At 60.8% G+C, this 12108-nt stretch carries 15 protein-coding genes; 9 read left to right on the plus strand and 6 right to left on the minus strand.

The window, feature by feature from the left end:
- Window positions 1–12 precede the first annotated feature (12 nt).
- Together NQ018_RS04810 and NQ018_RS04815 are read right to left on the minus strand one after the other, a co-directional pair.
- A complete protein-coding gene (locus NQ018_RS04810; protein WP_257059189.1) occupies window positions 13–849 on the minus strand; it encodes a DUF3152 domain-containing protein in 837 nt (278 codons plus the stop codon).
- 200 nt (window positions 850–1049) lie between these two features.
- A complete protein-coding gene (locus tag NQ018_RS04815; protein WP_257037898.1) occupies window positions 1050–1277 on the minus strand; it encodes a DUF3107 domain-containing protein in 228 nt (75 codons plus the stop codon).
- A gap of 195 nt (window positions 1278–1472) precedes the next feature.
- Between NQ018_RS04815 and NQ018_RS04820 the strand changes: the two genes are divergently transcribed.
- Both NQ018_RS04820 and NQ018_RS04825 read left to right on the plus strand, forming a co-directional pair.
- Window positions 1473–2756 carry a DEAD/DEAH box helicase gene (locus NQ018_RS04820; RefSeq protein WP_257059006.1) on the plus strand — a complete coding sequence of 428 codons (1284 nt, stop codon included), beginning with the start codon at window positions 1473–1475 and terminating at the stop codon, window positions 2754–2756.
- A gap of 74 nt (window positions 2757–2830) precedes the next feature.
- Entirely contained in the window at window positions 2831–4267 is a 1437-nt protein-coding gene (locus NQ018_RS04825; protein WP_257059008.1) for an Rv3212 family protein, read from the plus strand.
- 29 nt (window positions 4268–4296) lie between these two features.
- Here NQ018_RS04825 and NQ018_RS04830 read toward each other — a convergent pair whose 3' ends face one another.
- Window positions 4297–4686: a hypothetical protein gene (locus NQ018_RS04830; RefSeq protein ID WP_257037899.1), complete on the minus strand. Its 390-nt coding sequence runs from the start codon at window positions 4684–4686 to the stop codon at window positions 4297–4299.
- Window positions 4687–5335: 649 nt separating this feature from the next.
- Here NQ018_RS04830 and NQ018_RS04835 point away from each other — a divergent pair.
- From NQ018_RS04835 to NQ018_RS04840, 3 genes are all read left to right on the plus strand, one after another.
- Window positions 5336–5596 carry a WhiB family transcriptional regulator gene (locus NQ018_RS04835; RefSeq protein ID WP_257037770.1) on the plus strand — a complete coding sequence of 87 codons (261 nt, stop codon included), beginning with the start codon at window positions 5336–5338 and terminating at the stop codon, window positions 5594–5596.
- A 359-nt stretch (window positions 5597–5955) separates the two neighbouring features.
- On the plus strand, window positions 5956–6030 hold the full coding sequence (locus tag NQ018_RS11595) for a 50S ribosomal protein bL37 (RefSeq protein ID WP_370443781.1): 75 nt from the start codon (window positions 5956–5958) through the stop codon (window positions 6028–6030).
- A 163-nt stretch (window positions 6031–6193) separates the two neighbouring features.
- Window positions 6194–6586: a VOC family protein gene (locus NQ018_RS04840; RefSeq protein ID WP_257059010.1), complete on the plus strand. Its 393-nt coding sequence runs from the start codon at window positions 6194–6196 to the stop codon at window positions 6584–6586.
- A gap of 14 nt (window positions 6587–6600) precedes the next feature.
- On the opposite strand, the gene rsrA is transcribed toward NQ018_RS04840, so the two are convergent.
- Both rsrA and NQ018_RS04850 read right to left on the minus strand, forming a co-directional pair.
- A complete protein-coding gene (rsrA, locus tag NQ018_RS04845; protein ID WP_257037772.1) occupies window positions 6601–6861 on the minus strand; it encodes a mycothiol system anti-sigma-R factor in 261 nt (86 codons plus the stop codon).
- Between the two features lie 2 nt (window positions 6862–6863).
- Window positions 6864–7622 carry a sigma-70 family RNA polymerase sigma factor gene (locus tag NQ018_RS04850; RefSeq protein WP_373566897.1) on the minus strand — a complete coding sequence of 253 codons (759 nt, stop codon included), beginning with the start codon at window positions 7620–7622 and terminating at the stop codon, window positions 6864–6866.
- Between the two features lie 65 nt (window positions 7623–7687).
- On the opposite strand from NQ018_RS04850, the gene ybaK reads away from it, so the two are divergent.
- Both ybaK and NQ018_RS04860 read left to right on the plus strand, forming a co-directional pair.
- Window positions 7688–8197, plus strand: coding sequence for a Cys-tRNA(Pro) deacylase (gene ybaK, locus NQ018_RS04855; protein WP_257059011.1), 510 nt, complete (start codon window positions 7688–7690; stop codon window positions 8195–8197).
- Between the two features lie 340 nt (window positions 8198–8537).
- Window positions 8538–8744 (plus strand): hypothetical protein, encoded by a 207-nt coding sequence (locus tag NQ018_RS04860; RefSeq protein ID WP_257037774.1) that lies wholly within the window; start codon window positions 8538–8540, stop codon window positions 8742–8744.
- 328 nt (window positions 8745–9072) lie between these two features.
- Here the strand turns inward: NQ018_RS04860 and NQ018_RS04865 are convergent, their stop codons facing one another.
- Window positions 9073–9780 (minus strand): SOS response-associated peptidase, encoded by a 708-nt coding sequence (locus NQ018_RS04865; RefSeq protein WP_257059016.1) that lies wholly within the window; start codon window positions 9778–9780, stop codon window positions 9073–9075.
- A gap of 18 nt (window positions 9781–9798) precedes the next feature.
- Here NQ018_RS04865 and aroA point away from each other — a divergent pair, with 18 nt between their 5' ends.
- Together aroA and rsgA are read left to right on the plus strand one after the other, a co-directional pair.
- A complete protein-coding gene (gene aroA, locus NQ018_RS04870) occupies window positions 9799–11115 on the plus strand; it encodes a 3-phosphoshikimate 1-carboxyvinyltransferase (protein ID WP_257059017.1) in 1317 nt (438 codons plus the stop codon).
- On the plus strand, window positions 11108–12106 hold the full coding sequence (gene rsgA / locus NQ018_RS04875) for a ribosome small subunit-dependent GTPase A (RefSeq protein ID WP_257037777.1): 999 nt from the start codon (window positions 11108–11110) through the stop codon (window positions 12104–12106). Before aroA ends, rsgA begins: the two co-directional genes overlap by 8 nt.
- Window positions 12107–12108: the final 2 nt, after the last annotated feature.

The following is a 12108-nucleotide window of genomic DNA, read 5'->3' on the forward strand; positions in this document are numbered from 1 at the left end:
AGGGCACGGGCTTTAGGCGAAGGGGTAAGGCCAGGGGTTGTGGGTGCAGGTGGCGCCGTCGTCCGGGTAGACCTCATTGGGATCAATGCGGTGCAGCTCAGAGTTGTTGAGGCTGAGAGTCTGCTGCATCATGATCGGCGCGAGTTCGCCGTCTGCTCGGCAGCCCTCGTGGGCGTCAAAGCCGATGCCATGGCCAACCTCGTGATTAATGAGGTATTGGCGGTACGCTCCCAGATCTCCTTGGAAGGGCGTGGCGCCGCGGACCCAGCGGGACTCATTGAGCACCACACGGCCGCCATCTGCGTAGTAGCAGCTCGTTTCCATATCAATGTTGTTGCCGCACAGCTCATGGGTGGTTTCCACAGAGGTGAGCTGGATGCGCAGATCGGGGTCCTCATCCGCGGATACATGGCGGAAGGCAAAGCGCGGATCATTGGTCCAGCCCTTGGCCGCGGTTAGGGTTGCGTCCACCATCGTGGCAAAGGCATCGTCGCCGCCATAGGCGGAAGTATCAATCCCGTTTTCAACCTCGATGGCGTAGGTAAACTCCCGGGCCTCAGCCTGACCGGCGCGCGCACCAGGCGTACCGACGGCGCGGAAGGTCCCCTCCCCTCGCTGCGTATAGGCGGCGCCGGCGGGCAGTTCATTACTGGCGATAGCGGGAATATCCTGGTCCGCAGGGTTCGGCCCGGCGAGGCTTTCCGCGCCAGCTCCAGAAGCGTCCCCGGAGGCGCTCACGGAAGCGGCGGTATTTGCTGTATTTCCAGTATTTCCAGGCTGTGAGGAGGGTTGCGCATTGATGAAGATATCCACCAGCACCCACACGGTGAGCACGGCAAGCACGGGGATTGCGTAGGCACGCCAGCCGTATGCGCGGGCAAACTCCGCGAAACGCTCAGCAGTACCCGCAGGCCTCTTGAGCGGATAGGGGCTCGAGCTGCCTTGCGCGTTTCCCCTGCTCCCTACCGACCGCGACGCCCCTTGGGGCTGCGGCTCTTGGTGCCCCTTGGGGGCGTCGGCACGCCCTGATCCGTGCTTGCCCACGGTGTTTACGCTCCTGCGAAGCCCACGTGGCGAGGCGCAGAGGTGCCAACTTCAACGTAAGCAACGCGCTCGGAGCGCACGAGGTAGCGGCGGCCCTGTTCGTCGGCAAGTTCCACCACCGGCTGATTGCTCTCCAACGCCTGACGCAGGGTGGCAAGGAGCTGCTCCTGTTCGCCCGCAGAGGAAATCACAAGTTCACGAGGGGTATCGGTGAAGCCGATTTTGATGTCCATACCCAGTTCTCCTTCAAGATTCTTCGTTCGCCCGCGTCACCTTGATCTCCAAAGGCACAGGAGGCGCGGCGAGCGGTCACTAAGCAACTATAGGCGCCACTATATGCCACCTGTTGGACATGCAGCACCTGCCGGGAGAAAGCGCAGGAGGAGCAGTGATTCTCACCTTGCTGGCTGGCCTATTAGTATCAAGGTGTGTCTGCTTCAAGTCAATCCCCCACCTTTGCTGAGCTCGGCGTGGCCTTTGAGATCACCAAGGCGCTCGCCGCCCGAGGAATCCTGCGCACCTTTGCCATCCAGGAACTCACGCTCCCCATCGCACTCGATGGGCGTGACATCATTGGCCAGGCGCGCACCGGCATGGGCAAAACGCTCGGGTTCGGTGTGCCGCTCATTGACCGCGTGTTCGACGCTGCCGACGTCCCAGAGCTTGACGGAACACCCCGCGCGCTGGTGGTGGTGCCCACCCGCGAGCTCGCGGTGCAGGTTGGTGAAGACCTCAAGCAGGCGGCACGGTACACCGGGGTGCGCACCCTCACCATTTATGGCGGGCGGCCCTACGATGAGCAGACCCAGGCGCTGGCCAAGGGTGTTGATGTGGTGATCGGCACGCCCGGGCGCCTCCTCGACTTGGCCCAGCGCGGCAGCCTTACCTTGGACAATGTGGCCGTTCTGGTGCTCGATGAAGCAGACGAAATGCTGGATCTGGGCTTTTTCCCGGACGTGGAAAAGCTCCTTGAATCCACGCCTTCCAGCAGGCAGACCATGCTCTTTTCCGCAACCATGCCGGGGCCGGTGCTCACCCTAGCGCGCACGTTCATGCGCAGGCCGGTGCAGATCCGCGCGGAGCAAGCCGACGAAGCGCAAACCCACGAGGGCATCCAGCAGATCGTGTTCCAAGCGCACCAAATGGACAAGCCCGCTGTGGTCACCAAGGCGTTGCAAGCCAAAGGACGCGGCAAAACCATCATCTTTGCCCGCACCAAACGCGGCGCCGCAAGCCTGGCGGAGGAGTTGGCTACTCGCGGCTTCATGGTGGGAGGCGTGCACGGCGACCTGGGCCAGGAGGCTCGCGAGCGCTCGCTGAGCGCGTTCCGCGAAGGCAAGATCGACATCCTGGTTGCCACGGACGTTGCCGCAAGGGGCATCGACATCGACGACGTCACCCATGTGATCAACTATCAAACTCCCGACGATCCCATGACCTACGTACACCGCATCGGCCGCACGGGCCGCGCGGGCCACACCGGCACCGCCATTACCTTGGTGGGCTACGACGAGCTGCAAAAATGGAAGGTCATCAACGAGGAACTCAGCCTGGACAACCCCGAGCCACCGCAGTGGTTCTCCACCTCCCCTGAGCTCGTGGAAGCGCTCGATTTGCCTGCCAACGTTTCCGATACCGTGGGGCCCGCCCGCAAAGTCTTCGGCGCGGGTGCCCCGCAAGCACGCCGTTCCAGCGGGCGCCGGCGCCGCTAAACACGAGCCAGTCACCAATACTCGCCCAAGCTCCACTGCTCATCGCTCCACGCCCAGCAAAGGATTCACCCCGCATGGACCAGCGCCCCGCTCCAACTGCCGATACCGCCAATGCCGCCGATACCGCGGATACCGCCGATACCGCAACAGCCCCGCAACCTGAGGAAGCTGCGGCGGTGGCGGCGTCGAAAAGCATCACCTTCCCCAAGACCACCCGCCGTGACCTGCAGCTCGCCGGGGGTTTTGTGGCGGCGGCACTGCTCGGTATTACTGCGGTGTGGTGGACTGCCCCCGCGCGCCATGTGGAGCATCAGACCGCGGCACAACAGTTCCAGGCCACCTATTCCGAGGCTGCGATGGCGCAGGCGTATGACACAGCGGGGGTTTTGGCAGATACGAACCCCCTGCCTGTGCCGTTGGTAGTCAATGGGCTGCTGATCACGGCTGCTGGGAGCGGGGGCAGCGGGAGCAGCGAGGGCAGCGAGGGCAGCACCGTCACCGCTTTTGACACCCTGAGCGGCCAAAACGTATGGAGCTACTCGCGCACGAACGCCCCGCTGTGTGCCGCGATGGGCGGGTGGAACAACGTGAACATGGTGTTCCGCACGGAGCGTGGCTGCGGTGATGTGGTGGCGCTGCAGGCGTCGGATGGCACCTACCAGCGCACCCGCAGTTCCAATGCCGCTGAGCAGGTGCTGCCGGTGCGCTCGAATGACCGCGTGGGCATTTTGAGCGCTGATCGCGTGGAGCTGTGGCGCTCTGACCTGGTGCGGACCGTGGAGTTCGGGCATGTGGAGGCGCCGCAAGAAGCAGACCAGCAGCCCGAAATTGGCCAAGACTGCGCCATGAATTCCGCCCTCACCCGGACCGAGCTGCTGGCCACCGTGCAGACGTGTGGCGCGGAGGCACAGTTAAGTCTGCAGAAGGTTACCCCGGAGGATTCCCGCGAGCCGGAGATGCACGCAACCGTGCAAATCCCCACCACCGACCCCGAAAGCGTGCAGGTAGTTGCGGTAGGCCAGCACCATAGCGTGGTGTATGTGGCCGCGCCGAAGCCGATGCTCCTCACCTTCGACGAACAAGGCATCGAAACCGCCCGCTATCCCCTGGACGCCCCGCTCGATGTTGGCCACGGCCTGATCCAACCGATCGTGGCCGACCTCCCCCACCACATCACATGGTTCGCCGACGGCAAACTCTTCCTCTTCACCCCCGAATCCATGCAGGTGGCCCACGTCCTCGACGACGCCCTCGGCCTCGGCATCGGCATCACCGCCACCAACTCCCTCTACTACCCCACCGCCGCGGGCATCCGGCAAGTGAACTGGACCACGGGAGAAACGGAAGCTGAGATCCCAGTGCAGCGCGAGGTTCCCGGAATCACTACCGACGCCACCACCCCCCCAACCAGCGCAAACGGCTCCACCCAGAGCATTTCATTAGCTCAAGCCAACGGTGTGATCCTGGAGAAGCGAGGCCAGGAAGTGGCGATCCTCAAGCCGCGGCAGTAGGCGCTTGGCCGGTCTTGCGGGCGGGCCGTTTAGTGGTAGTTCGCTGCGGTCCAGCGCACGGCGCGAGGACTAAACAGCATGGCCAATCCCACCACCGCGGACACCAAGCACGCAATGGCCAAAAGCCACGCGTGCGCGGTGAACATGTAATAAGAGATGGGCACAAGCATCATTTGCAGCATCACCACGGGGCCGCGCCCCCAGCGGTAGCCGCGCATCATGCGCCACGCGCCTACTGCCACCGCGCCGAAAATGATGATGAAAAAGATCGCCGTTCCATAGCCGACCCACGTGTTGGCATTGTCTGCTTCGTACACGATCGAAGGGTCGCGGTAGCCCGCCGCCTCCCGGTAAATCAGCAGCGCTGCGTAGCCAAATCCCACCAGGGATTGCAGCAGGGCGATCCAGCCGCCAACCATCACTGGCGCAGGGGGCGTTGGGCGGGTGGCGCCAGAAGGAGAGTTGCCACTGCTGGCAGTTTGGGGGTTCTTGCGAGGCTCGTTTTGAGGTCGGTTCACATCTGAGAAGTTTACCTGGGGTTCATTTTTCTGCATGTGCACGTAGGTGCTCAGGGCTTAGCAATATTGCTTTTGTAGCCAAACCTTAAGGATTCCCAAAGCACGATTTGACCTCGATACACTAATCATGCTCGGTGTCGGCACGGAACTGATATGCCCTGAACTGGGCTTTTACGATGCAAGTCCCGGCGGAAACTGAAAGTATTGGGCTCCACACACCAAAGGGTCAAAGTGACCTTGCGCACATTCTATGAATAACCCTAGATATGAAGTTTTGTTCATGCCAAGATCACTTAAGTAAACAAACGCGGTCAAACCTCTTGGCCAGCGTGATGCAGGAGCACTTGGGCAACCGAGCCTGCCAACTTTCCCCTTTGCACGCGCCACCGCCTCGCGGTTGGTTTATTTTTGTGCGCCCATCTCACATAAAGGAGTTGGGTTCCGGCTGGGAATTGAAGTTGGCGGCACCCTGGGTCTTCTGATGCGCTCCAGCTAGCGCACACTTTTTCAATAATTAGATAGCAACAAAATTTCACCCAAGGAGTACACAATGGATTGGCGCCACAAGGCAGTTTGCCGCGATGAGGACCCTGAACTGTTCTTCCCCGTAGGCAACTCCGGCCCGGCACTCGCACAGGTTGCTGCGGCAAAGGTTGTTTGCAACCGTTGCCCAGTTACCTCCGAGTGCCTCGCATGGGCACTTGAGACCGGCCAGGATGCCGGCGTGTGGGGCGGTATGAGCGAGGATGAGCGTCGCGCACTGAAGCGACGCAAGAACCGCGGTCGCGGCCGCACCCGTGCGACCATCTAGACGTTAGAAAATCTTCAGCCAACGGCGGCCCCACCAGCAATAGGGGCCGCCGTTTCACTTTTGTCCTAGCGCTGTCCTGTCCTAACTCTGTTGCCCCTACACGCGTTGGTCGATAGCTCAAAGTCGATAGGCCGTTGCGTTGGTCGATAGGAGGGCCATTTTCGGAAAAATCCGAGTCCTATCGACTTTGGGCTATCGACCAACGCCCAAATCCCCCTGTTGCCACCACACGTCCCTGCCACCACGCCTCCCCTCTCCTCCCCTTCACTGCCGCCGCAGCGTGCAACCGGTTTCACGTTCCCCCCACCAAGCGGCTAGACTTATTGCGTTATCTTTTCCCCAGCAGCAAGGAGTGCCTCATGAGCCAGCGTGGCCGTAAGCGCAAGGACCGCCGTAAGAAGAAGGCGAACCACGGTAAGCGTCCAAACGCTTAAGTACGAAGCGTTTCACCGGAAAGCCGCGGATCCGCAGCGGGCAATGATCTGATTGCTCTCCCTGCAGGTTCGCGGCTTTTGCATCCACAGACTCCAGAACTCCACAGACTCCAAAACTCCACAGATACCAGCAACCCCCACGAAAACGCATCGGGAGCACCCAATGAAGATTTCCACCACCAGTATTTTTGTTCAGGACCAGGCTCGTGCAGCTGCCTTCTATACGGAGGTACTGGGTTTTGTTGTGCGCCATGACGTCCCTGTAGGCGAACACCGTTGGCTCACCGTGGTCTCCCCCGAGGACCCGGAAGGTACAGAACTCTTGCTCGAGCCTAACGTCCACCCGGCTGCGAAGGCGTACATGGAGGCCCTGTACGCAGAAGGTATTCCTGCACAGCAGTTTGAGGTCGCGGACCTCGCCGCTACCGTTGAAAACCTTAAAGAAGCTGGCGTGCGCTTTTCCCAAGACCCCACCCCTGCGGGCCCTGTGGAATACGCGGTGCTTGACGACACCTGCGGGAACTACCTCCAGCTTGTTTCCCCACTACAAGGCTAGAGGAACCACCTGCATTAGAAGCCTTCGCTGCGGATTTCGATGTGCGTAGAGCGGATGGTGTAGCTGATTCGCTCCCGAAGGGTGTTCGGGGCGGCACCTTGGCAGCATTTCCGCAGGATGGAGCGCAGTTCGAGTTCATTGTTGATCTTCTCCGTGCAGGAGGGGCAACCACGCACGTGCTCTTCCAGGCGGGCGCATTCTTGTTCATTAAGTTCGCGGTCTACGAGCGCGTGAAGTTCTGCTCGGAATTCACCGCATGAACAGTGATGAGACATCGTTATTCCTTGCCTTCCTGGCCAGCGCGGCCCGCGCGGTCACCGTGACCGCGTTGTTGAACACCATCGGAGTCTCCCGCGGCGGGTCCGTGAGCCCCATGAGCCTCATTAGCCTCAGCATCCAAAGCGTCCGTCGCATCCCCATTTCGAGCTGCGGTTTTGGCGCCGCTGGGGTGGTCGAGGCCAATGCCGTATTCGTTTGCTACGCCCTTCAACGCCTCTCGGAGTTGTTTTCTTCCCCTGTGGAGGCGGCTCATCACGGTGCCCAGAGGGGTGTCCATGATTTCGGCGATCTCCTTGTATGCCAGGCCTTCGATGTCTGCGTAGTAAACGACCATGCGGTATTCGTCGGAAAGCGCATTGAGCGCTTCGGTGATCTCTGAGTCCGGGAGCCGTTTCAGAGCCTCAAGCTCGGCGGATTCGAGGCCGGTGGAGTCGTGTTGGGAGGATGCGAGCAGTTGGTAGTCGGTGACGTCCTCGGTGGAGGATTGCAGCGGCTGGCGCTTTTTCTTCCGATAGGAATTGATGTAGGTGTTGGTCATGATCCGGTACAGCCACGCCTTGAGGTTGGTGCCTTGGGTGAAGCTGCCGAAGCTTTGGTAGGCCTTCATGTAGGTCTCTTGGACGAGGTCCTCGGCGTCGGCGGGGTTCTTTGTCATGCGCAGAGCGCCGCCGTAGAGTTGGTCGAGGAGCGGCAAGGCCTCAGCCTCAAAACGCTTGGCCAGCTCGGAATGTGGAGCTGGTGTTGTCTTTGCAGCCACGATGGTTACCGTTCCTCCCGCAAAAATTGTAGGTAGATTCCAACCATTCTAATGGGGATGAGGAAATGGCCAAACGGCAGGCAAAACACAGCGCAGGAACACCGGCCCTTCAACTGCTCAGTGACGCCGGGGTGGATTTTCACGTTCAGAGCTTTGAGTCCGGCTCGGATCATTTTGGGCAGCAGGCCGCGGAAGCCCTCGACGTTGAAGCGGAGCGCATCTTCAAAACGCTGGTCATTGATCTCACCGCAGGAAAGGGCGCTAAACGACGTCTCGCTGTGTGTTGTGTACCAGTTACCACTACCTTGAGCCTGAAGAAGGCAGCCGCTGCGCACGGGGTTTCCAAGGTCACGATGGCTGACCCCCACGATGCGGAAAAATCCTCCGGGTACATCACTGGTGGTATTTCCCCGCTGGGCCAAAAACATGTGCTGCCCACCGTGATCGATGAAACCGCCCTTTTGGCGGACACGATTTTTGTCTCCGGTGGCCGTCGGGGCCTCGACGTGGAACTTAAACCACAGGACCTCGCCTCGCTCATCAATGCCAGCTTCGCAGACATCAGCGCTTCCTAGTGCAACGCCGCGGCTTCCATAGCCTAAGTGTTTAACCCTTTGTTTGGATGATGCTACCTCGCGAGCGATGTACTGGCGGAAAGGCATTGAGATCAATTGTTCAGGTGTGCCCCAAAGCGTTAACTTGGCCAAACTGAAAGTCATGGCCAATCGGATTGCGCAACTTGGCTTTGGTTTCTAGTCACCGAGTGTGTTAGTTGGCCAGTACTCTCTTCCCGGAATTTTCACAGCCGTGCAATGTGCAGTAAACGCCAAATGAATTCTTATAAAACACCGTGCAGTTCCCACTTGAAAACCGTAACCTACTATTGGAAATCAGAATGAACAAAAAGGAGCATTCATGAACAGAAAAGGCCTGTGGGGATCTTTTGCTGCAATCGTGCTGTTCAGTTTTGTTGGACTACTTCTGTCCGGAATCCTTTGGGAACCCAGGTCAGCTACCATAATTATTGCAGCATTCTTTGGAACGTTAATTATCGCCACAATTATCTGGGTGCCCCTTTATTATTTCATGAAGAAATATCAATCAAGAAAGGAAACTGACTAAAATAAAGCGTCTTATCTCTATCTCATTTTCCATTATTTACGCCTCTTCCCTTGTTCGCCCAATGGCCAACGCCCATGAGAATCTTCCAGCCCAAGAAAATGCCAGCTGCGAAGGTCGCTCTACAATGAACAAAAATTACGAAGGTTACGGATCACGCTTGTACGTCCAACACACCATAATTGGCCCTCACTGCCATGAATCAAGAATATGACCGCACAAATCATGAAATGATTGGGTGAAATTTGCCTGCCGTGCTCACTAGCGCCGCGGCCTCCGCAGCCCTGCCCCACTGCCGCCACCAACTTGAACCTTGGGAGCGTCGGAAATTTTAGCTCTCTCCTAATTCCAGCCCCATGAGTTCTGGGTAGTCGTTGCGCACGCTTCCTACCTCTTTGGGTGCGGGGGTGAAGTGGAAGCCGGTGGTGTCGGCGGGAGTGAGCAGTTCCTCGGCCTCGGCGGGGCTGCCAAAGATCCACTGTTCCATTTCCTCGGGGGCAAGGAACCTGGGCATGCGGTGGTGAACCTGATCCAGGGGCGCCTGGGCGTCCGTGGTGATCATCGTTGCGGAAAGCTGATCCAAGCCGAAGGAGTAGAGCCCTGCCACCCAAGTCGGTGAGCCCGTGCGGATAAAGTTGGGGTGCTTTGCCTCCCCTTCGCCGGTCCATTCGTAGTAGCCATCCATGGGGATCGCGCAGCGGGCGCGCTTGAAGGCCTCGCGGAAACTCGGCTTGGAGGCTACTGTTTCCGCCCGTGCATTAAACAGCGGCGGACCCTTGAGTTCTTTTGCCCAGTGCGGGATGAGGCCCCAGCGGGCGGGCTCCAACACCATCTCCGTAGCCACTGCGCCGCCAACGCCAGCCCCAACTCCAGCCCCAGCACCTCCACTGCCGCCAGCCGGGCGCAGCACCGGGATCACCTGGGTAGGCGCAATGTTGTAGCGAGCCTTTGGCATGCCGTAGGGCATCTCGATGGTGGCAAAAGGCACGTTTTCCAAGAGGCGTTCATCAGTGGTGAACAATACGAAGCGTCCGCACATGCCTCTATTATGGTGCCTATGTCTGATTATTGGGCCGCCCCCACTGTGTCTGCTGGATCCGCCGCGTTTGACGCCACCGTTGAGATCCCCGGTTCGAAGTCGATTACTAATCGCGCCTTCATCCTGGCGGCGCTGGCAAGTGGCCCTTCCACCATCAATGGTGCGCTGCGTTCCCGCGACTCCGACCTGATGATCGCCGGCCTGCGCGCCATGGGCGTGGACATCGAGGCAGCCCCGGACGCCGGCCCGTTCAGCTTCCGCGTCACCCCGGTCCCCGCACCGGGTACCCTCCACGCCGGTGAGGTGGACTGCGGCCTGGCGGGCACGGTGATGCGCTTCGTCCCACCGGTTGCCGCGTTCGCAGAGGGCACGGTGCGCTTCGACGGCGACGAATACGCCCGCAACCGCCCCATGGGCGTGATCCTCGACGCGCTGCGCAGCCTCGGCGTGCAGGTAGAGGGGCATTCTTTGCCTTTCGACGTCCACGGCGCCGGCGGTGCTAAAGGTGGGCTCGTGGAAATCGATGCCTCGGGTTCCTCCCAGTTTGTCTCCGGCCTCCTGCTTGCCGGCGCCCGCTTTGAGCAGGGCATCACCGTGCGCCACGTTGGCGAGTTCCTGCCCAGCATGCCGCACATCGAGATGACCATTGCCATGCTGCGTGAGGCCGGGGTGACGGTCACCACCAATGGGTCAAATGAGTGGAGCGTCGCTCCCGGCGAGATCGCGGGCCGCGAGTGGAACATCGAACCAGACCTCTCCAATGCCACCCCGTTCTTGGCGGCGGCGGCCGTCACCGGCTCCACCGTTCGTGTGCCTCACTGGCCTTCACAGACCACCCAGCCAGGGGATGCGTTCCGGGAGATCGCCGAGCGCATGGGCGCCACCGTGACCCTGGAGGATGGGGTGCTCAGCGTCACCGGCCCTGTTTCCGACCCCAGCTCCAATTCCAGCCAGCCGCTACGCGGCATTGACCTGGATATGGGTGACATCGGCGAGCTCACACCCACCGTGGCCGCCATGGCCGCGCTGGCCTCCACCCCTTCGAGGCTCACGGGCATCGCCCACCTTCGCGGGCATGAAACGGATCGCTTGGCAGCACTCACGCATGAGATCAATAACTTGGGCGGAAACTGCAAGGAGCTGCCAGACGGCCTGGAGATTACTCCAGCTCCGCTGCACGCCGGCAAGTGGCATTCCTACGCGGACCACCGCATGGCCACGGCCGGCGCGATTATCGGGCTGAAGGTGCCGGGTGTGGAGGTGCAAGACATCCACACCACCTCAAAGACGCTCCCGGACTTCCCCACGATGTGGGACACGATGCTTCGTGGCTAGGCGCTGGGACGAGTCCGACGTCAAGGTGCGCCCCGGCAAAGGTTCGCGGCCACGCACCAAGGATCGTCCGACGCACGCCGATGCCCGTTTTGGCATGGTGGTCACCAAAGACCGCGGGCGCTGGGGTGTGGTTCTGGATGGCGAGGATCGCCACAACCCCATCGTGTGCATGCGCGCACGCGAGATGGGCCGCACCGCCGTGGAGGTTGGTGACCGCGTAGGTGTGGTTGGTGATACCTCCGGTAGGCCCGGCAGCCTGGCGAGGATCGTCAAGTTGGAGGAACGCTCCAGTGTGCTGCGCCGCACGGCAGACGACACCGACCCCTACGAACGCATCGTGGTGGCCAACGCCGAACGGCTGCTCATCGTGTGCGCCGTTGCGGACCCGCCGCCACGCTCCGGGTTTGTGGAACGCGCCCTGGTGGCGGCCTTTGTGGGCAACTTGCAGCCGGTGATCTGCCTGACCAAGTCCGACCTCGCCGATCCCACCGAGTTCGCCTCCGAGTTCGCCTCCCTCGACGTCCCCGTGGTGATCTGCGGCATCAATGACCCCCTGGATGCCGTGATGGATGTGGTGAATAATCACACCAGCGCGTTGATCGGCCATTCCGGGGTGGGCAAATCCACGCTGGTAAACCGCATTGTCCCGCACGCCCAGAGGGAAACCGGGGAGGTCTCCTCAGTGGGCAAGGGCCGGCACACCTCCACTCAGGCGGTGGCGTTCCCACTGGACGCAGGTGGCTGGATTATTGATACCCCCGGCATCCGTTCCTTCGGCCTAGCCCATGTGGACGCAGATACCGTGGTCGGCGTATTCGAGGATCTCCGCCAGGCCGTGGAGGACTGCCCGCGCGGCTGCACCCATGCGGGTCCCCCGGCCGACCCAGAGTGCGCGTTGGATTCCTTTGCGGAGGATTCCCCCACGGGACGTCGGGTGCAAGCGGTGCGCAAGCTGCTCGCCGCGCTGCGCACCAACGTTGATTGGGAGTAGCC

Source organism: Corynebacterium kozikiae (assembly GCF_024580965.1).
Classification (GTDB): Bacteria; Actinomycetota; Actinomycetes; order Mycobacteriales; family Mycobacteriaceae; genus Corynebacterium; species Corynebacterium kozikiae.